The organism is Actinoplanes teichomyceticus ATCC 31121 (assembly GCF_003711105.1).
Lineage (GTDB): Bacteria > Actinomycetota > Actinomycetes > Mycobacteriales > Micromonosporaceae > Actinoplanes > Actinoplanes teichomyceticus.
In genome coordinates this window covers 896460-914585 of the sequence record NZ_CP023865.1, presented here as the reverse complement: position 1 = coordinate 914585, position 18126 = coordinate 896460, and the positions used below count along the sequence as shown (strand labels likewise).

14 protein-coding genes are annotated in these 18126 nt (G+C 73.2%); 6 read left to right on the top strand and 8 right to left on the bottom strand.

Going from position 1 to position 18126, the window contains the following annotated elements:
* Positions 1-31 precede the first annotated feature (31 nt).
* Both ACTEI_RS04200 and ACTEI_RS04195 read right to left on the bottom strand, forming a co-directional pair.
* Positions 32-1150, bottom strand: a complete 1119-nt coding sequence (locus tag ACTEI_RS04200) for a mannose-1-phosphate guanylyltransferase (RefSeq protein ID WP_372443238.1) — start codon at positions 1148-1150, stop codon at positions 32-34.
* 22 nt (positions 1151-1172) lie between these two features.
* Positions 1173-2318, bottom strand: coding sequence for a glycosyltransferase family 4 protein (locus ACTEI_RS04195; RefSeq protein ID WP_122976434.1), 1146 nt, complete (start codon positions 2316-2318; stop codon positions 1173-1175).
* Positions 2319-2522: 204 nt separating this feature from the next.
* On the opposite strand from ACTEI_RS04195, the gene ACTEI_RS04190 reads away from it, so the two are divergent.
* Complete coding sequence (locus tag ACTEI_RS04190; RefSeq protein WP_122976433.1) at positions 2523-3257, top strand: TIGR03089 family protein; 735 nt, start codon at positions 2523-2525, stop codon at positions 3255-3257.
* 10 nt (positions 3258-3267) lie between these two features.
* Here ACTEI_RS04190 and ACTEI_RS04185 read toward each other — a convergent pair whose 3' ends face one another.
* Positions 3268-5223, bottom strand: a complete 1956-nt coding sequence (locus ACTEI_RS04185) for an acetoacetate--CoA ligase (RefSeq protein ID WP_122981905.1) — start codon at positions 5221-5223, stop codon at positions 3268-3270.
* A 43-nt stretch (positions 5224-5266) separates the two neighbouring features.
* A complete protein-coding gene (locus tag ACTEI_RS04180) occupies positions 5267-5791 on the bottom strand; it encodes an acyl-CoA thioesterase (RefSeq protein ID WP_122976432.1) in 525 nt (174 codons plus the stop codon).
* Between the two features lie 58 nt (positions 5792-5849).
* Between ACTEI_RS04180 and ACTEI_RS04175 the strand changes: the two genes are divergently transcribed.
* Positions 5850-7037: a hypothetical protein gene (locus ACTEI_RS04175; protein WP_145831115.1), complete on the top strand. Its 1188-nt coding sequence runs from the start codon at positions 5850-5852 to the stop codon at positions 7035-7037.
* Between the two features lie 193 nt (positions 7038-7230).
* Here the strand turns inward: ACTEI_RS04175 and ACTEI_RS04170 are convergent, their stop codons facing one another.
* From ACTEI_RS04170 to ACTEI_RS04155, 4 genes are all read right to left on the bottom strand, one after another.
* Positions 7231-9402 carry a carbohydrate-binding protein gene (locus tag ACTEI_RS04170; protein WP_122976430.1) on the bottom strand — a complete coding sequence of 724 codons (2172 nt, stop codon included), beginning with the start codon at positions 9400-9402 and terminating at the stop codon, positions 7231-7233.
* Positions 9402-11261 carry a ricin-type beta-trefoil lectin domain protein gene (locus ACTEI_RS04165; RefSeq protein ID WP_122976429.1) on the bottom strand — a complete coding sequence of 620 codons (1860 nt, stop codon included), beginning with the start codon at positions 11259-11261 and terminating at the stop codon, positions 9402-9404. Before ACTEI_RS04165 ends, ACTEI_RS04170 begins: the two co-directional genes overlap by 1 nt.
* Positions 11262-11382: 121 nt before the next feature.
* Positions 11383-12405 carry a LacI family DNA-binding transcriptional regulator gene (locus ACTEI_RS04160; RefSeq protein WP_122976428.1) on the bottom strand — a complete coding sequence of 341 codons (1023 nt, stop codon included), beginning with the start codon at positions 12403-12405 and terminating at the stop codon, positions 11383-11385.
* Between the two features lie 154 nt (positions 12406-12559).
* Positions 12560-13396 (bottom strand): TrmH family RNA methyltransferase, encoded by an 837-nt coding sequence (locus ACTEI_RS04155; protein ID WP_122981904.1) that lies wholly within the window; start codon positions 13394-13396, stop codon positions 12560-12562.
* Positions 13397-13582: 186 nt separating this feature from the next.
* Here ACTEI_RS04155 and ACTEI_RS04150 point away from each other — a divergent pair, with 186 nt between their 5' ends.
* The 4 genes from ACTEI_RS04150 to ACTEI_RS04135 all read left to right on the top strand — a co-directional run bounded on the left by ACTEI_RS04150 (position 13583) and on the right by ACTEI_RS04135 (position 17895).
* Positions 13583-14572 carry a hypothetical protein gene (locus ACTEI_RS04150; protein WP_122976427.1) on the top strand — a complete coding sequence of 330 codons (990 nt, stop codon included), beginning with the start codon at positions 13583-13585 and terminating at the stop codon, positions 14570-14572.
* Positions 14573-14832: 260 nt separating this feature from the next.
* Positions 14833-16026, top strand: a complete 1194-nt coding sequence (locus ACTEI_RS04145) for an FxsB family cyclophane-forming radical SAM/SPASM peptide maturase (RefSeq protein ID WP_122976426.1) — start codon at positions 14833-14835, stop codon at positions 16024-16026.
* Positions 16027-16078: 52 nt separating this feature from the next.
* Positions 16079-16384 carry a hypothetical protein gene (locus ACTEI_RS04140; protein WP_122976425.1) on the top strand — a complete coding sequence of 102 codons (306 nt, stop codon included), beginning with the start codon at positions 16079-16081 and terminating at the stop codon, positions 16382-16384.
* 224 nt (positions 16385-16608) lie between these two features.
* A complete protein-coding gene (locus ACTEI_RS04135) occupies positions 16609-17895 on the top strand; it encodes a glycosyltransferase 87 family protein (protein WP_239082291.1) in 1287 nt (428 codons plus the stop codon).
* The last annotated feature ends 231 nt before the right edge of the window (positions 17896-18126 follow it).

Sequence of the window (18126 nt, the reverse complement as noted above, 5' to 3'; positions counted from 1 at the left end):
CGCGGGGCCGCCGGCGCGGCCCCGCGGGTGGTCAGATGTAACCGTGCTGGCCCAGCTCCTTGAGCTGGTCGACCAGGTGCTTGACCTCCTGCGCGCGCTCGCGCGGGCAGATCAGCACGGCGTCCGCGGTGTCCACGATCACCAGGTCGCGGACGCCCATCGCGGCGACCAGGCGACCCGAGCCGGGCACCACGACCAGGTTCTCGGCGTCGCGCAGCAGCACGGCGGGCCGTTCCGTGTCGGAGCCGGGGCCGACCACCACGTTGCCGGCCGGGTCGGCGGTCAGCACCTCGCCGAGGGTGTGGAAGTCACCGACGTCGTTCCAGCCGAAGTCGCCCGGGACCGTGCCGACCCGCCCGGCCGAGGCCGCGCCCTCCATCACCGCGTAGTCCACCGAGATGCGCGGCAGGGTCGGCCAGACCTCGCCGAGCACCTCCTCCTGCTCGGCGGCGCCCCAGGCCGCGGCGATCCGGCTCACCCCGGCGGCCAGCTGCGGCTGCTGCCGGGCCAGTTCGGCGAGGAAGACGTCGACGCGCCAGACGAACATGCCGGCGTTCCACAGGTAGTTGCCCGATTTCACGTACGACTCGGCGACGTCGTACGAGGGCTTCTCCTTGAACTCCTCCACCCGCAGCGCCGGGCCGTCGCCCACCGGGCCGCCGCACTGCAGGTAGCCGTACCCGGTCTCGGGCCGGGTCGGGGTGATGCCGAGGGTCATGAGCAGGCCCTCCCGGGCGCCCACCACGGCCCGGCGGATGACGTCGGCGAACTCCTGCTTGTCGGCGATCAGGTGGTCCGACGCGAACGAGCCCATGATCGCCTCGGGGTCCCGGCGGGCGATCACCGCGGCGGCCAGCGCGATCGCCGCACAGGAGTCCCGCGGCGACGGCTCGACCAGGACGTTCTCCTCCGGCATGGCGGCCAGTTGCCGGGAGACCGCGGCGGCGTGCGCCACGCCGGTCACCACAAAGATCCGGTCAGGGGAGGTCAGCGTGTCCAACCGGTCGACCGTGGCCTGCAGCAACGAGGCGTCGGTGCCGGTCAGGGGGTGGAGAAACTTGGGATGACCGGCGCGGGACAGTGGCCACAGACGGGTTCCGGTACCGCCGGCCAGAACCACTCCGTACAGCACACTCTGTTCGTCGCTCATGCGCGGAGAGTTTAGTAGATGATCAAGCCGCGACCCGGTTCCACGTCGCCACGTGTACCTCCGCGCTGGAGGCCCAGGTGAACTCTTTCGCCCGATCGATGCCGGCTTTGGCGAGACTCTGCCGCCGCTGCTCGTCGTGCAGTAGATCGGCCAGGTCCTCGGCGATCCGCTCGGGCGCCTCGGTGGTGTAGGCGACCGCGTCCCCACCCACCTCGGGCAGCGAGAGCCGGGGCGTGGTGAGCACCGGGGCGCCGCACGCCATCGCCTCCAGGATCGGCAGGCCGAAGCCCTCGCCGAACGACGGGTAGCAGGCCACCAGCGCGCCACCGAGGAACCCGGGCAGGTCGGCGTACCGCAGGTATCCCGGGCGGAGCAGGCGCAGCTGCGACGGCACCTCGGCGACCGCCCGGTCGATGTCGTCGTCGTGCCCCTGGCCACCGGCGATCACCAGGGCCGGCGGGTGCGGCCAGTCGGCCACCGCGCGGGCCCAGCCGCGGATCAGGTTCGGCACGTTCTTGCGCGGCTCCTTGGCGCCGAGGAAGGCGACGTAACCGGAGTCGCCGAGGCCGAGCCGGGCCCGTACCCGGGCCTTCTCCTCCTCGGTCGGCATGTGGAACGCCGCCTGGTCCACCCCGTGGTACGCCACGTCGATGCGGGTCGGGTCGGCGTCGAGCAGCCGGATCAGCTCGTCACGGGTCGCCTTGCTGGGCACGATCACCCGGGCGGCCCGGCGCAGCGAGGTCTTGATCGCGCTGCGGAAGAAGGTCCGCTTGGTGTTGTCGTAATGCTCCGGCTCGGTGAAGAAGGTCGCGTCGTGCACGGTCACCGTCACCGGGCAACTCGCCCGCAACGGGCAGGTGTAGAACGGCGAGTGCAGCACCTGCGCGCCGACCTGCTGAGCCAGCAGCGGCAGACCGGTCTGTTCCCAGGCCAGCCGGGCCGGGCGGTGCGCGATGGCCGCCGGCCCGGCGATCACCTCGGCCTCCGGCAACATCCTGCGGTAACGCTCCGCATCCGAACGCTGGGCGACGACGGCCAGGTCCAGACGATCGGGGCCCAGCGCGCCGAGAGCGCCGAGCAAACCGTCGACATATCTGCCGACACCACCTCTGTCCGCGGGGACACTAGTGGCGTCGACCAGCACTCGCGGGGGGCGACCGGGGGTCACGAGGCATCTCCTTGGCGTCTCTGACGTACCGATGCTGCGGTGTAACGCGGACGCCATGGGTAGGCGGCGTCCCCTTCGAGGGTACGCCGGGAACGCTTCGCGGAAGTGTCCGCGACGCCGGTGGTTGCCTGACGTTGCCGTAATCGATGCGGGAAAGCCGTTCCGGTCCAATCACTCACAGTAACCCCCCTAGGGTGAACAACGATGAAGACCACGATCCCGCAGGCGCTCGCCGAAGCGGTCCGGCACGACCCGGCCGCGCCACTGCTCACCTGGTACGACGATGCCACCGGCGACCGTGCCGAACTCTCCGGCGCCACCCTGGACAACTGGGTGTCCAAGACGGCGAACCTGCTGGTCGACGGCATCGGCCTGGGACACGGCGACAGCGTCGCGCTGCTCCTGCCGCCACACTGGCAGACCGCCGCCATCCTGCTCGGCGTGTCCGCCGCCGGCCTCGCCGCCGACCTGGCCGACCTGGGCGGCGACCCGCAGCCGGTGGAGGCGCTGTTCACCACCCCGGAACGGGTCGAGCGGGCCGCCGCCTGGACCACCATGGACCGGTACGCGACCGGCCTGCTTCCGCTGGCCATGCCGCTGCGCGAGCCACCGGCCGGGTACGCCGACTTCGTCACCGAGGTCCGCAACCACGGCGACCACTTCCGGGGCGAGCCGGTCGCGCCGGCCGACCGGGCCTTCGCCGGGCCGATCGAGCTGAGCCACCAGGACGCGCTGGAGGGCGCCCACGAACGCGCCGCCCAGCTCGGCTTCGGCGCGGGCGACCGGGTGCTGTTCGACGTGGCGGTGCACCCGGACCCGGTCGACTGGCTGCTCGCGCCGCTGGTGGTGGGCGCGTCGGCGGTGCTCTGCGCCCACCTGGACCACGAGCGGCTGGACGCCCGGACGACCGCGGAGAAGGTCAGCCTGGTCCTGGCCTAGGACCGGCCGGTCACCGCCGTTCGGCGGCACGCTCGCGGGCCAGCTGCGCGAACGCGTTCAGGGACTCCGGGTTGGCCAGGGCGCCCCGGGCGGCCGCCGACTCCACCGGGGTGCCGGTCAGGATCCGCTTCACCGGCACCTCGAGCTTCTTCGCCGACAGCGTGCGGGGCACGGACCGGACGGCGTGGATCGTGTCCGGGACGTGCCTGGGCGACAGCGCCGACCGCAGCTGCCGGGCGATCCGCGCGCGCAGCGCGTCGTCGACCTCGACGCCCTCGGCGGGCACCACGAACAGCAGCAGCTCGCCGTTCGGATCGTCGGCCCGGTCCAGGTGCACCACCAGCGAGTCGGCGACCTCGGGCAGGCTCTCCACCACCGAGTAGAACTCCGAGGTGCCCAGCCGTACGCCGCCGCGGTTGAGCGTGGCGTCGGACCGGCCGGTGATCACGCAGCTGCCGTCCGCGCCGATGGTGATCCAGTCGCCGTGCCGCCAGACGCCGGGGAAGACGTCGAAGTACGCCTCGCGGTAGCGCGAGCCGTCGGTGTCGTTCCAGAAACCGACCGGCATGCTCGGCATCGGCGCGCTGATCACCAGCTCGCCCAGCTCACCGATGACCGGGTGGCCGGCCGGGTCGTAGGCCTCCACCCGGGCGCCCAGGCTGCGCCCGGCGATCACCCCGGCGCGTACCGGCAGCAGCGGGGCGCCGCCGACGAACCCGGTGCACACGTCGGTGCCGCCGGACAGCGACATCAGCTGCAGGTCGCGGCCGACCGCCCGGTAGACCCAGGCGAAGCCCTCCGGGGGCAGCGGCGCGCCGGTCGAGCCGATCCCCTTGAGCCGCTTGCCCGGGGTCAGCCCGGCCTTGCGGCAGGCCATCAGGAACGGGGCGGACGTGCCGAAGTACGTGATCCCGGCGGAGTCCACCAGGTCCCACAGCGTGTCGAGGCCGGGCCAGGCGGGGTTGCCGTCGAACAGCACGATGGCGGCGCCCACGGCCGGGCCGCTGGCCAGGTAGTTCCACATCATCCAGCCGGTGGTGGTGAACCAGAAGAACCGGTCGGCCGGGCCGAGGTCGTGGTGCAGCGCCAGGGTCTTCAGGTGCTCCAGCAGGATGCCGCCGTGCCCGTGGACGATCGGCTTGGGCAGGCCGGTGGTGCCGGAGCTGTAGAGCACGTAGAGCGGGTGGTCGAAGGGCACCGGCTCGAACGCCAGCTCGTCGGCGCCGTCCAGCTGCTCCCAGTCGCCGCCGTCGCCGAGGTATCCGATGGTGATCACGTGCTCCAGGGACGGGAGCGCCGCGGTCACCGCCGCGATCTCCGCACTCCGATCGATCGTCCGGTCGCCGTAGCGGTAGCCGTCGACCGCCACCAGCACCTTCGGCTCGATCTGGCGCCACCGGTCGATCACGCTGCGGGCACCGAACTCCGGCGCGCACGACGAGAAGGTGGCGCCCAGGCTGGCGGCGGCCAGCATCAGGACGTAGGTCTCCGGGATGTTCGGCGCGTAGGCCGCGACCCGGTCGCCCCGGCCGACGCCGCGGGCCTTCAGCCCGGCACGCACGCGCCGCACCTGCTCGCGCAGCTGCCGAGCGGTCAGGGTGCGCGGTTCCCGGGTCTGCGAGTACGCCAGGACGACCGGCTCGTCGTCGGCGATGCCCGGCATCCGCAGCACGTTCTCCGCGTAGTTGAGGGCGGCGCCGGGGAACCACCGCGCGCCCGGCATCACCGTGCTGCCCAGCACCGCATCCGGCGCCCGGTGCGCGAGAACCCCGAAGTGATCCCAGATCGCGCCCCAGAAGCCGGACAGGTCGGTGACCGACCATTCCCACAGGGCCGCGTAGTCCGGGAAGCTCAGCCCGCGCTCGCGCTCCAGCCAGGTCAGAAAATGGCCGATCCGGGACGTCTCCCGGATGTCCGCCGGCGGCTCCCAGAGGAGTGTGCCGGCCGTCACCTCGCCTGTTGTCATCACCACACCTTAGGCGCGACCCGGCGGCGACCTTAACAGCGGTTCAGTCGTCGATCCGGTGATGCTCGGACCGCGCCTTGCGGATCGCCCTGCGCCGGGCCAGCCGGTGGTCACGGCGGATCATCGCCTCCCGGAAACGTCGCTGGTCCTCGGGGTCGTCGAGCAGCACCGGGGGCACCCGGCGCGGATTGCCGGCCACGTCCACCGCGACGAACACCAGGTAGGCGGTGGCCACCGGGATCGGGGTCGCGCCGACCGCGTCCCACGGCTCCGCGGTCAGCTTCACGCCGACCTCCATCGAGCTCCGGCCGGTCCAGTTGACCTGTGCGTACGCGTGCACCAGATCGCCCACCCGGACCGGCTGCAGGAAGACGATCTCGTCGATCGCCGCGGTCACCGCGGTGCCGCCGCTGTGCCGCGCGGCGGCCGCTCCGGCCACGTCGTCGACGAACTTCATCAGCACGCCGCCGTGCACCGTGCCGTACAGGTTCACGTCCACCGCGGTCATGATCTTGCTGAGGGTGACCCGGCTGTGTGCGATGGGTCGCCCCCGGTGCTGTTCGTCCATGCGGGTACGTTACGGGGCGCTGAACGGCCGTTGCCGCGCCGAGGTACCGTGCCGGATCATGCGCCACCTCCGGTCCATCCTGTACGCGCTCGTGCTCGCTCCCGCCGCCTGGGTTCTCGCCGGCGTCGGGTTCACCCACGACCTCGCGAGCCGTGGCCGGGAGTTCTTCGCGGCCGAGTCGGTGAGCGGCCTGCTGCTGCTGATCTTCGCCGGGATCCTGTACGCGATCATGGTGTTCGCGCCGGTCTCCCCGGCCGGCCCGACGCTCGCCGGGGTGGCGTACCTGGGCGTGACGTACTGGGCGTGGAACGCCCCGCAGTCATATGTCGGCGCCTGGCCGGCCGGCGTGGTCAAGGACGGTTTCGACCTGAGCCGGCCCGGATACGGCCTGGCCGTGCTGCTCGCCGTGCCGCTGCTGTGCACCGCGCTGAGTGCCCGCCGGTGGGCCCGCTACGAACCGCCGGTGCTGCCGATCATCGGTGAGATCGGCCGGTTCCGCGGCTCGGCGCGGGTCGCCGGGGAGACCGTGGCCGCCGCGCAGACGACCGTGCTGCGGGCCGGACAGCCGGCGCCGCGGCACCCGGCGGACCCGACGGTGGCGGTCCCGGCCGCGACGCCCTCCGGCTCGCCCGGCACGCCGCAGCCGGACTCGACGGCGCCCACCCCCGCGGACGCGACCGTGGCACTGCCCGCGGTCCCGAAGACACCGGACACCCCCGCGGGCGCCACCGTGGCACTGCCCGCGGTCCCGAAGACACCGGACACCCCCGCGGACGCCACCGTGGCACTGCCCGCGGTCCCGAAGACACCGGACACCCCCGCGGACGCCACCGTGGCACTGCCCGCCGTCCCGAAGACACCGGCGGCCCCGGCGCAGCCCCGCGCGGCCGCGGCGGAGGAGGAGCCGACCGTCGCGCTCCGGGCCGGCGGGGAGGAGCCGACCACCGTGCTCGGCTCGGCCGGCGCGGGGACGGCCTCCGGCGCCCCGGAGACGCCGGAAACCGATGAAACCGGGATTACCGCTAATTCAGCTATCCCCGCCGACACCGGCCGGACCGGCGCCGACGCGACCGCGGCGCTCCCGCCGCACCCGGCCGGCCCGAACCCGGATGACGACGAGACCGAGGTGCTGTCCGCGGCCGCCCTGGTCACCCCGCCCGGCGAGCACCCCGGCCCAGCCCGGCCCCCGGCCGAGCCGGCCCCGAAGATCCCGGCGCAGCGCCGGGCGCCCACGATCGAGTCCTGACCGGGCGGCTCGCACCGCGATCGGCGGAAGCGGTGGCGGGAGTCGGACAGCCTGCGGACCGCCGGATCGCCGCGGGGATCGGACACCCTGACGGCGTGGCGCAGGCGCTGGACCCGGTGGGCCGGGACCCGTGGTCCGGCCGGCCGGAGGCGAGCTTGTGGCCCGTCTCCGGCCGGCCGGCGGCGGACCGCCCCTACTCGGTCAGCCGTAGGTAGTCCAGGTTGAACCCACCGGTTTCACAGTAGACCGTGATCGTCTGGTCGCCGCCAGCCAACGCGACCGGTGTTTCCACCGTTCGGTACGCACCCCACCCCCCGGTGTCCGGCACCGAGACGGTGGCCAGCACCGCACCGGACGCGTCTCGGATCGAGAGGGCGCCGGTCGCGGCCGCCCCGCTGCCGTTGGCCACCCGCAGCTGCAGGCGGTAGTCGCCGGCCGGGACGTCGAAACGGTACGCCAGCCAGTTGCCCGCCGCGGTCCAGCCGATGTTGCGCCCGCCGCTGGCCGCCGCGTTGCTCTCGACGAAGTTCGCGCCGCCCTCGGTCCAGCCGTGCTGCGCGGTGTACGCCTCGGCCTCCACGACCGCGCCGGCCGGCGCCCCGTGCGGCCGGACCGTCACGTGCACGGTGGTCTCGGCGTACGCCCGACCGTCGGTGACCGCGACGGTGAGCTGCTGCTCCCCGGCCGTCACCGGGTTCAGGGTGAGCACCCCGGTGTCCGCGTCGACGTGCGCGCCGGCCGGCAGGTCGGTGGCGTAGAACGCCAGCCGGTCGCGGTCGGCGTCGGTGGCGCGCAGCGGGATCCGCACCGTGCCGTACTGGTCGGCGACCACGCCGGCGACCGGGGCCAGGCGCGGGGCGCGGTTGTGCCGCGGCTGCGGCCGGTCGGCGGTCCAGCGATAGGTCGCGTACGCCCCGGCCGGCACCGTGGTCACGAACGACCGGTCACCGGCCAGCACCCGTACGCTGGTCGCCGTCGTGTTGGCGTTGCCGAGCACCGCGACGTGCTCGCGCCCGTCGCGGAACACCACGCTGCTCACCCCGTGGTCGGCCGCGCTCGACTCGACCCGCACGTGGTCCGGCGTGAGGTACCGGGCGAACTGCCCGAGCTGGTACAGCTCGTCCCGTACGGTGAAGGTCCTGGTGGTGGTGTCCACCTTGACCAGCCGGTCCCGCCATCTACTGGTCCGGGCCACCTCGTCCCAGTCGATGTCGTTGTCCCGCGCGTCGGTCCAGTGCAGCGTGCCGCCGTCCTGGTCGGTGGTCTGCGCCCAGAGGACGTACGAGCTCGCGGCCAGCCGGAAGTAGGACAGCACGGTGGCCGGGGACAGGTCGCTGGTCTCGGTCATGTGCACCGGCTTGCCGGTCTGCCGGTACGCGTCGCGCATCACGGCCGGGTCACCCCAGTAGGGGTGGAACGCGATCGCATCGGCGGCCGCCGCGGCCCGCGGGTCGTCCAGGATCCGGTGGTAGTTCTTGGTCGCGGTGCTGTTCGGGTCGCGCCAGTCCCAGAAGTTGAAGTCGTGCACGTAGAGATCGGTGCGCAGCCCGGCCCGGCGGAACTCCCGTTCGATCGCGACCGCCAGCCTCTGCTGCTGGTCGACGCTGATGTCCATGGCCGGGTAGACGACGTCCATGCCGGGCTCGTTGAGCAGCGTGATCGCGTCGATCCGGATGCCCTGCCGGGCGTACGCCTGGAGGAACTTGACGTAGTAGCGGGCGAACACGTCGATGCAGTCGTCGCGCAGCTTCCCGGCCTGGTAGTAGTCGGTGCTGCTGCCCGGCTTGCGGGCGACCTCGCCGAGGAACCGGTTGTTCGTCTTCATCCACGCCGGGGCGCTCCACGCGGACGCGAAGAAGGTGGCCCGCGGGTTGTACTTCTGGATCAGCTTGATCGTGTCGACGATGTGCAGGTCGAGGTCACGCTGGATGGAGAAGTACTTCAGCTCGCGGTCCTCGGTCACGCCGGCCGGCAGCTCGTCGTAGGACCAGAACGGCAGGTGCTCGATCAGGTCCGGGCTGCCGATGGTGATCCGGAACCGGTCCAGCCCGGCGCCGGTCCGCGGATCGGCCAGCAGCCGGATGGCCCGCTCCCGCTCGGCCGGGGTCAGCTTCCACAGGTTCGACACGCTGGTCTCGTCGATGGAGAAGCCGATCCCGGAGTAGTGCTGCTCGGTGCGGCTCGGGTCGATCACCACGGTGGCGTCCGCGGTCTTGGCCGCGGTGGTGAGCCGGGTGGACGGCAACGCCTGCCACTGCGCGGCGCCGCCGGAGTAGGTGCCGGTGACGACGGGGTCGCTTCGGTGGTGCGGAACACCGGTGACCGCGGCGGCGGTGACCGCCGCGATCACCATCTTGGACAGCATCAGTTGAGCACCCACTTCTGGTTGGCGCCGGTCGTGCAGGTCCACACCTGCAGCCGGGTCGCGTCCGCCGAGGTGTTGTCCTTCACGTCCAGGCACTTGCCGGAGTACTGGTTGACCAGGTGCCCGGACGCGCCGTCGTACGTCCACCTCTGCGAGCTGCCGGTGTGGCAGTCCCAGAGGTGGGTGAGCGTGCCGTCGGCCGTGCTCGGCCCGGCGATGTCCAGGCACTTGCCGAGCGAGCGCAGCGTCCCGTCGGCGGCCCGGGTCCAGCGCTGCGCGACCGAGCCGTTGCAGGTGTACAGCTGGGCCGCGGTCCCGTTGGCGGTGGCCGCCCCGGCCACGTCCACGCACTTGCCGGCCAGCCCGGTGATCGTGCCGCTGGGCTCCGCGGTGGCGGCGCCGGACCAGGTGAAGGTCGCCGTGGTGCGGGCCGGCAGGGTGTAGACGAACGACTGGCCGGACCAGTTCACCCGGATCGAGCTCGCGGACGTGCCGCCGTTGTGCGCGATCAGCGCCTTCGACCCGTCCGGGTTGCGCCAGGCCACGTTCGGCACCGCGCTGGTGGCGTTGGTGTCGATCCGGACCGCGCCCGGCTTCACGAACTTGGTCAGGTGTCCCATCGTGTAGTACTCGACGGTGTAGTCGACCTGGCCGGCGCGGGCGCCGCCCTCCTGCACGGTGATCAGGCCGGTGCAGGTGCCGCAGCCGCCGTTGTGCGGACCCATGTTCTGGTTCACGCCGAGGCTCCACTTGACCACCGAGCTACCCCAGTTCCGGGTGTAGTTGATGATGTCGTTCAGGTCCTCGTTGTGCTGGTTGGCGATCCAGGTGCCGCCGGAGTGCTCGGTCTCGAACTGCCGGACCGACGGGTAGGCGTTGTGCACGTCGGTGCCGATGGACGGGCTGCCCGCGTAGCCGTGCCAGGCGATCCCGCCGAACAGCGGGTCGTTGCGCACCCCGGCGTCGGCCAGGATGCCGGAGCCGAAGGCGGCGTAGTCGCCGTAGTTCCAGTCGTGGACGAGCACCTTGGTGTTCAGGCCGGCCGAGCGCAGCGCCGGGTACACGTGGTTCTTGGTGAACTCCACCAGCCCGGACGGGTTCCAGCTCATCCCGGGGTAGTTCATCGCGGTCGGGTTCGCGGCCTGGCAGCAGTTCGGCTCGTTCTGCACCGACAGGTAGTCGACCGGCACACCGGCGGCCTGGTAACTCTGCAGGTACTTGACCAGGTACTGGGCGTACGTGGGGTAGTGCTCCCACTTGAGCCAGCCCATCTGGTCCATCCGGCCGTTGTCCTTCATCCAGCCGGGCGCGCTCCACGGCACGCCCATCACCCGCAGGCCCGGGTTGAGCTGCTTGGCCTGCTGGGTGAGCAGCCGTACGTTCGTGTCGTAGCCGTTGGCGCCGAAGTCGCTCAGGTCGCAGCAGGTGTCGTCGAGCGAGACGTGACCCGGCCGGGACAGGTCGGACGCGCCGATCGGGTTGCGGACGAACGACAGCCCGATCCCGTTCGACGGGCTGAACAGCTTGCTCATCACGGCGTCCCGGGTGGCCGCGCTGACCGGGCCGCCCCGCAGCAGGTACGCGGTGGTGTCGGTGATCGACGCGCCACCGCCCTCGAAGGTCTGGTAGGTGGCGCCCTCGTTGACGTTGACGGTCTCCGTGGCGGAACCGCCGGCCGGCCCGAACGCGACGGCCGCCTGCTGTTGCAGCCCGCGGGTGACGACCCGGCCGGCGCTGTCCGACGTGGTGGTCAGGTAGACGTTCACGGTCTCGCCGGCGGCGAAGGCGGCCGGCGCGTGCAGCACGCTGCCGGCCACCACCGCGGCGGCCAGCAGGGTTTTACGGAGGGGGGATGACATGACTGGCACTCCCTTGCCGGAAGGGGGATGGCGTAACAGGAAGGAAACCTTCGGCAAAAACGCCAGTCAATGAGTCAGGGGTTCCGGATGCGTCGTTTCGGTTCCGGAACCGTGAAACACGTCAAGCCGGTGCCGGGCCGGTCGAGTCGCGCACCACCAACTCGGTGGCCAGCTCCAGGTGCAACGCGTCCAGCCGGTGCCCGCCCAGCATCCGCAGCAGCAGGTGCACCGCCATCCGCCCCATCTCGCCGAGCGGCTGGCGCACCGTGGTCAGCATCGGCTGGCAGGCCGAGCCGAGTTCGATGTCGTCGAACCCGGCCACCGACAGGTCGGCGGGCACCCGCAGCCCCCGCTCGGCGGCCGCCCGCAGCGCGCCGATCGCCATCTTGTCGTTGAAGGCCAGCAGCGCGGTCGGCCGCCGCGCCAGGTCCAGCAGCTCGGCGGCGGCCCGGTAGCCCAGCTCGGTGGTCGGCTCGGCGACGAACCGGGTCAGGCCCGGATCGGCCAGCACCCCCGCGTCGGCCAGCGGCGCGAGGTAGCCGTGGAAGCGGTTGTCGCTGGCCAGCCAGTCCCGCGGCCCGCCGATGATGCCGATCCGGCGGTGCCCCAGCTCGATCAGGTGGGCGGTCAGCGCCCGGGCGCCGGCGAAGTGCGCGGCGGACACCGCGGCGACGTCCCGGGGCGGCGAGATCCGCGGGTCCACCAGCACGAACGGGAAGCCTCGGTCGCGCAGCCGGACCAGCTCGGCGCCCGGCTCCGGGGGCAGGATCAGCACCGCGCCGGCCACGTCGCGCCGCTCCGGCAGGGTGGGCAGCACCCGGGCCTGCTGCGCGGCGGTGCCGGCGTTAAGGATCACGTGCAACCCGTGCGGTTCGAGGGCCTCGGCCACCGCGGAGACGATCAGCCCGAAGTAGTCGGTCAGGACGTACGGGCAGCGGACGAAGACGCCGGCCGCCTGGGCCCGGACACCGCGGCGGCGCGGCGCTCGCGACCCCAGGCTGTGCATCGCCCGCAGCACCCGGTCGCGGGTGTCCGGCGCGACGTTCGCCCGGTCGTTCAGCACCCGGGAGACGGTGGCGATGGAGAGACCGGTGCGGGCTGCGAGATCGCGGACCGTGACTCTTGTTTCATCGCCCTGTTTCACACGCAGAGCATAGACCAGGCTCGCTGTCCGGCCGACCCGGCGGGGCGCTCTGCGACACCCGGGCGCCCGCACATCGAGGGCGCGGGCCGGTCGGCCGGCGACCAGCCGCAGCGGCGGGATCCGCCGCAGGCTCCGTTCCCCGGCGGTGGCGCGGCTACCGCGAGCGGGCGGCGAGGCCGCGTTGCCGGGCGGCCTCGTAGAGGACGACCGAGCCGGCCGCGGCGGCGTTCAGCGAGCTGGCCGCGCCGGCCATCGGGATGCGCAGGATCCGGTCGCAGGCCGCCCGCCAGGCGCCGCTCAGCCCCCGGGTCTCGTTGCCGATCGCGATCACTTTCGGTCCGGTGAGATCGTGCTCGGCCAGCTCGACGTCGCCGCCCTCGTCGCTGCCGAGGATCTCCACCGGCAGCCCGCCGCGGCGCAGCGCGATCACCTCGTCGACCACCTCGCGGTGGCTGGACACCTGCACCACGGGCAGCGCGAACAGCGATCCGGTGCTGGCCCGCACGGCCTTCGGGTCATACGGGTCGGCGGCGTGCCCGGTGACCACCAGGCCGGAGGCCCCGAACGCGTCGGCCGACCGGACCAGGGCGCCGATGTTCGCCGGCGTGGCCGGCCGGTCGAAGACCAGGGTGAGCATGTCCGGGCCGGTCGGGATCCGGGACAGGTCGTCGGCCGGCATCCCGACCACGGCGAGCAGTTCGGGGGACTCCTCGTCCTTGCCGCCCAGCTCGTGCATCAGCTCGCCGGCGAGCGCGAACCGGTCCGCCTCGCCCGCCCGTTCCAGCACGTCGCGGCTCCACCGGGAGAGCCGCCGCCGGTCGTCGATCAGCAGCGCGCGCACCGGCCAGCCGTGCTCGACGGCCAGGGTGATCGGGCGGACCCCCTGGACCACGAACTCACCGGCCCGGTGCCGCTTGGCGCGATTGGTCAGCAGCGCCTGCCACTGCTGGAAGGTGGCGTTCCGGGTGCTGATCCGCAAGGTCCTGGCCATCGGCACCATCCAAGCAGCCGGGTCCGCCGCGGGCCGGATCGGGTCCGGCCACCACCCGTCAGCATGATCGAAAAAGGCCGGAACGCCCCTGCCGTGCCTGCCTCCGGCTGGGTTATCGTGCTGCCCGTCATCGTCGTGACGGTGACGTATCGTCGATGACTCACGACAGTGGAAGGACACCCCCTGGTGCTCCGCATTCTTCGGCCCGCGCTGCTGCTGGCCACCGCTTCGGTCACGGCCGGCGTGCTGGTCGCGCCCGGCGCCGCGTTCGCCGCCGACACCACCACCACGCTCACCGCGACCCAGATGGCGCAGGCGCTCAAGGCGGCGGCCGGCACCACCCGGGCCGCCGAGGCCAAGGGCTGGGCGGGCGACTTCCGGATGACCGGCGGCGGCGAGTCCGGGTCCGCGTCGTTCGTCACCGACCCGGTCGGCGGCCGGGCGTCGGTGAAGGCCGCCGTTCCGGGCCTGCGCGAGACCACCTACGCGGTGGCCAACCGGGGCATCTACGAGACGCTGACCACGGCCAAGCAGAGGGCCGCGGTCAAGATGATCCGCAAGCCGGGAGCGACGTTCGTCTTCACCCCGAAGACCACCCTGAACGTCACCTCGTGGGCCCGGGTCAACAGCGCCGACCCGGCCGTCGTGCTGACCGACGACATCGAGCACGCGGGCACCCGGACGGTGCACGACGACAGGTCGGTCACCTACCGGTACGACGACGGCGAGGAGGGCTCCTACACCTACCAGATCAGTGCGGCCGGCGTGCTGACCGGCGCCCGGATCAACTACGAGGGCTACCTCGACGCGACCTACACCTGGCGGTACGGCGCGCAGCGGATCACCCTGCCGACCACCGCGCAGACCGTCGGCAGCGGCACCCTCACCAAGGCGCTCGCGTACGTCGACCTCGCCGCCGACGTACGCAAGCTCGCCAAGCGCGGCGCGGCCGACGTGCGGACCGCGGCGAACAAGCACACCGTCAAGGTCTCCGTGCTGCGCAAGGTCGTGAAGCGGGACGTGGCGACGTTCAACCGGACCGCCAAGGTCAAGGTCGTGACCGTCACCGACATCACCGGCGGGGTGCGGATCAGCGCGAAGAACCCGTGGACCGGTCTGAAGGTGACCTACACGATCAAGGCCGCCGGCAAGAAGGTCGTCGTCACCAAGAAGTGACCCGCCCGGGGAGCGGGACGGCCGGTGCCCACGGGTGCCGGCCGTCCCGCTCCCCGGCCACTTTCCGGGCGCTCCCCGGCCGCTTCCCGGGCGCTCCCCGGCCGCTTCCCGGGCGCTCCCCGGCCGCTCCCCGGGCGCTCCCCGGCCGCCTCCGGGCGCTGCCGTGCCGCCTCCGGGACGGGAGAGTACGGCCGGGTGGGCCCGGCGGCGGGCCGCCTCGGCATCATGGAGGCGGACATGGCCGGCCGGGAGGGGACTGGATGAGCACGCCGTCCGCGGTCTCCTGGCCGGACCGGACGCTGGACGTGGGCGCGCTGCGGCGCGGCGGCTGGCGCCCCACGCCGTTTCGGGACGTGGTGCTCAAGGTCCACCAGCGCTGCAACCTCGCCTGCGACTACTGCTACGTCTACACGATGGCCGACCAGTCCTGGCGGGACCGCCCGACGGTCATGCCGCGGGACACCTGGCTGCGCGCCGCCACCCGGATGGCCGCCCACGCCGACGCGCACGACCTGGCCGGGATGCGCCTGGTGCTGCACGGCGGTGAGCCGCTGCTGGCCGGGGCGGCCCGGCTGGACGAGCTGATCACCGACTTCCGGGCCGCGTTCCCGGCCGGGCGCCGCCTGGACGTGCTGATCCAGACCAACGGGACGTTGCTCGACCGGGCCGCCGTCGAGGTCTTCCGCGGGCACGGGGTCCGGGTGGGGGTCAGCCTGGACGGCACCGCCGCCGCCAACGACCAGCGCCGGCGCCGCGGGGACGGCCGGGGCAGCTCCGCCGACGTCGACCGGGGGCTGCGCCTGCTGACCGCGCCCGAGCACGCCGGCCTGTTCGCCGGGCTGCTGTGCACGATCGACCCGGCCACCGATCCGCTCGCCTGCTACGAGGCGCTGCTGCGCTACCGGCCGCCCGCCATCGACCTGCTCCTGCCGCACGCGAACTGGGACTCGCCCCCGGACCGGCACTGCGCCGACTGGCTCATCGCCGTCTTCGACCGCTGGTACGACGCGCCCCGCCAGGAGACCTCGATCCGGCTCTTCGAGGACGTGATGGCGCTGGTCCTGGGTGGTTCCAGCCGGTCCGAGCAGGTCGGCCTGAGCCCGGTCGCGGTGGTGGTGGTCGAGACCGACGGCACGATCGAGCTGTCCGACTCGCTCAAGTCGGCGTACCCCGGGGCCTGCGCCACCGGGCGGACCGTCTTCGGCGACGACTTCGACGCGGTGCTCGGCCATCCCGGTGTGGTGGCCCGGCAGATCGGCGCGGCCGCGCTGTGCGACACCTGCCGGGACTGCCCGCTGCACCGGGTCTGCGGGGGCGGCCACTACGCGCACCGCTACCGCTCCCCCGGCGGCTTCCGCAATCCCTCGGTCTACTGCGCCGACCTGGCCGCCCTGATCCGGCACGTGCACCGGCGGATGGCCGCCGACCTGGGCGGCGCGGGCCGACCGGCGTAGCCGCGGCCGAGGCGATGGCACGCCCGCGCCGCCGCGATGCGACCATCACCACATGACGTCGCCGCAACCCATCACCGTGCAGGTCTACTGTCGCCTGACGGTCACCGTCGAGGACTCCGGCGCGGTCACCGGCGCGGCCGTCGAGCAGCTGCGCCGGGCGGACATCGACTGGTCCGACGAGGAGGACGACCTGGCGACGGCGGCCGGCGAGCTGAGCGCGGACCTGCTCCGCTGCCTCGCCGGCCTGGCCGACCCGGGCCGGATGCTCGCGGGGACGCCCGGGATCAGCGTCGAAGGCGGTCACGTCTGGGCCGAGCACGGTGGCCCGGACCCGGGGTTCGTGCCGGGCGGCCGGTGACCGCCGGCGTGCGTCCGCCCGGTTCCGCCGGACTCCGCCCGGCGCCGCGTATCGTTCCTCCGGGCGGCCCGGTGCCCCGGCCCGCTCCGGGCCCGGTGGCCCCGGCTTTCTGCGGGCGGCCCGGTCACCCGGCGGCCCCGGGCGGCCCGGTGCCCCGGCTCGCCGCGGGCGGCCCGGTCACCCGGCCCACCGGCCGGGGCTGACGCAGGCCGGGCCGGACACGGGTGCGCAACGCAGGGGGAACGGACATCGCCATCGACGACACGGTCCGGAGACGTCCGCGGACGGCCCGGCGCATCGCCACGTGTGCCGCCCTGGCGCTCTCCGCGATCCTCTTCTACGCCTGGTACGGCAACCGGCACGACTATTTCGACCTGCACATCTACTACGACGCGATGACCTGGTGGGCGGACGGTCACGAGCTGTACGACTACGCCCGGCCGGACGAGATCCAGGGCGCCCTCTACTTCACCTACACGCCCTTCGCCGCCCTGCTCATGCTGCCGATGGCGGCGGTCCCCTTCCCGGTGGTGGCGGTCGCCCTCACCGCGGTGACCGTCGCCCTGCTGGTCTGGACGACCTACCGGATCCACCGGGACGCGCGGCCGGCGGCGGGGCGGGCGGCCTCCTGGTGGCTCACCGGCGCGGCGGTTCCCCTGCTGCTGGTCATCGAGCCGATCCGGGAGAACCTGACGCTCGGGCAGATCAACATCCTCCTGGTCGCGATGGTGCTGTTCGACTTCTGCCACGCCGTTCCCCGGGGGCGCGCGTACGCCGGCATCGGCATCGGCATCGCGGCGGCGATCAAGCTGGTCCCGGCGATCTTCATCGTCTACCTGGCGGTCACCCGCCGCTGGCGGCCCTTCGCCGTCTCCGCGGCGACGGCCGCGGGCGCGACCGGACTGGCCGCGGCCGTGGCCCCCGGGGAGTCCTGGTTCTACTGGACCACCGCGTTCTGGGACACCAGCCGGGTCGGCCACACCTTCTACACCGCGAACCAGTCCATCAACGGTCTGCTCAGCCGGGTCACCGCGCCGGAGCCGCCCAGCCGGCTCCTCTGGGCGGCGCTGGCCGCGACGGTGGCGGTGATCGGCCTGCGCCGCGCCGTCCGGGCCCACCGTGGCGGGCACGACCTGCTCGGGGTCACCCTGGTCGGGCTGACCGCCGGGTTGGTCAGCCCGATCACCTGGCCACACCACGTCTACTGGTTCGTCCCGGCGCTGATCCTGCTGGCCGAGCACGCGCACGCGGTCGCCGGGTGGCGCCGGAGGCTGCTCCGGGGCGGCCTGGTGGCCTCGTACGGCGTGCTGTTCTGGGGCGTGGTCTCGTTCGTCACCTGGGGCAGTCGGGAGGCCGAACCGGCCACCGAGCCGCGCGACTTCCTGCTGCGCAACAGTCTCGTGCTGGGTTCGTTCCTGCTGCTGGTGAGCCTGCCCGTGCCGGCCGCGCGGCCGGCCGCCGGCGACCGCTCCCCGGCGCCGGACCGGACACCGCGGTCACCGGCCCGCTGAGCGAGGCGCCGGCCGCGGCCACGGAACGCGGCGCCGTCGTCCTGCCGGCGCTGCGCCCCGGAACCACCGGAAGCCCGGCTTCCTGATCCGGCGCGGGCCTCCGGGGCCCGCAGCCGCGTGACCCGGCCCCGGCGCCGCCGGCCGGGACCCGCCGCAGGGCTGCGCGCGCCGCTCCATCGCACGGTCGCGGATCGGCGGGTCCACGGCGGGCAGCGACCGGCCCCTGATGGC

Coding starts and splice junctions, on each gene's coding strand:
- ACTEI_RS04200 (WP_372443238.1), bottom strand. CDS start 1,150: ATGAGCGACGAACAGAGTGTGCTGTACGGAGTGGTTCTGGCCGGCGGT.
- ACTEI_RS04190 (WP_122976433.1), top strand. CDS start 2,523: ATGAAGACCACGATCCCGCAGGCGCTCGCCGAAGCGGTCCGGCACGAC.
- ACTEI_RS04185 (WP_122981905.1), bottom strand. CDS start 5,223: ATGACAACAGGCGAGGTGACGGCCGGCACACTCCTCTGGGAGCCGCCG.
- ACTEI_RS04180 (WP_122976432.1), bottom strand. CDS start 5,791: ATGGACGAACAGCACCGGGGGCGACCCATCGCACACAGCCGGGTCACC.
- ACTEI_RS04175 (WP_145831115.1), top strand. CDS start 5,850: ATGCGCCACCTCCGGTCCATCCTGTACGCGCTCGTGCTCGCTCCCGCC.
- ACTEI_RS04170 (WP_122976430.1), bottom strand. CDS start 9,402: ATGCTGTCCAAGATGGTGATCGCGGCGGTCACCGCCGCCGCGGTCACC.
- ACTEI_RS04165 (WP_122976429.1), bottom strand. CDS start 11,261: ATGTCATCCCCCCTCCGTAAAACCCTGCTGGCCGCCGCGGTGGTGGCC.
- ACTEI_RS04155 (WP_122981904.1), bottom strand. CDS start 13,396: ATGGCCAGGACCTTGCGGATCAGCACCCGGAACGCCACCTTCCAGCAG.
- ACTEI_RS04145 (WP_122976426.1), top strand. CDS start 14,833: ATGAGCACGCCGTCCGCGGTCTCCTGGCCGGACCGGACGCTGGACGTG.
- ACTEI_RS04140 (WP_122976425.1), top strand. CDS start 16,079: ATGACGTCGCCGCAACCCATCACCGTGCAGGTCTACTGTCGCCTGACG.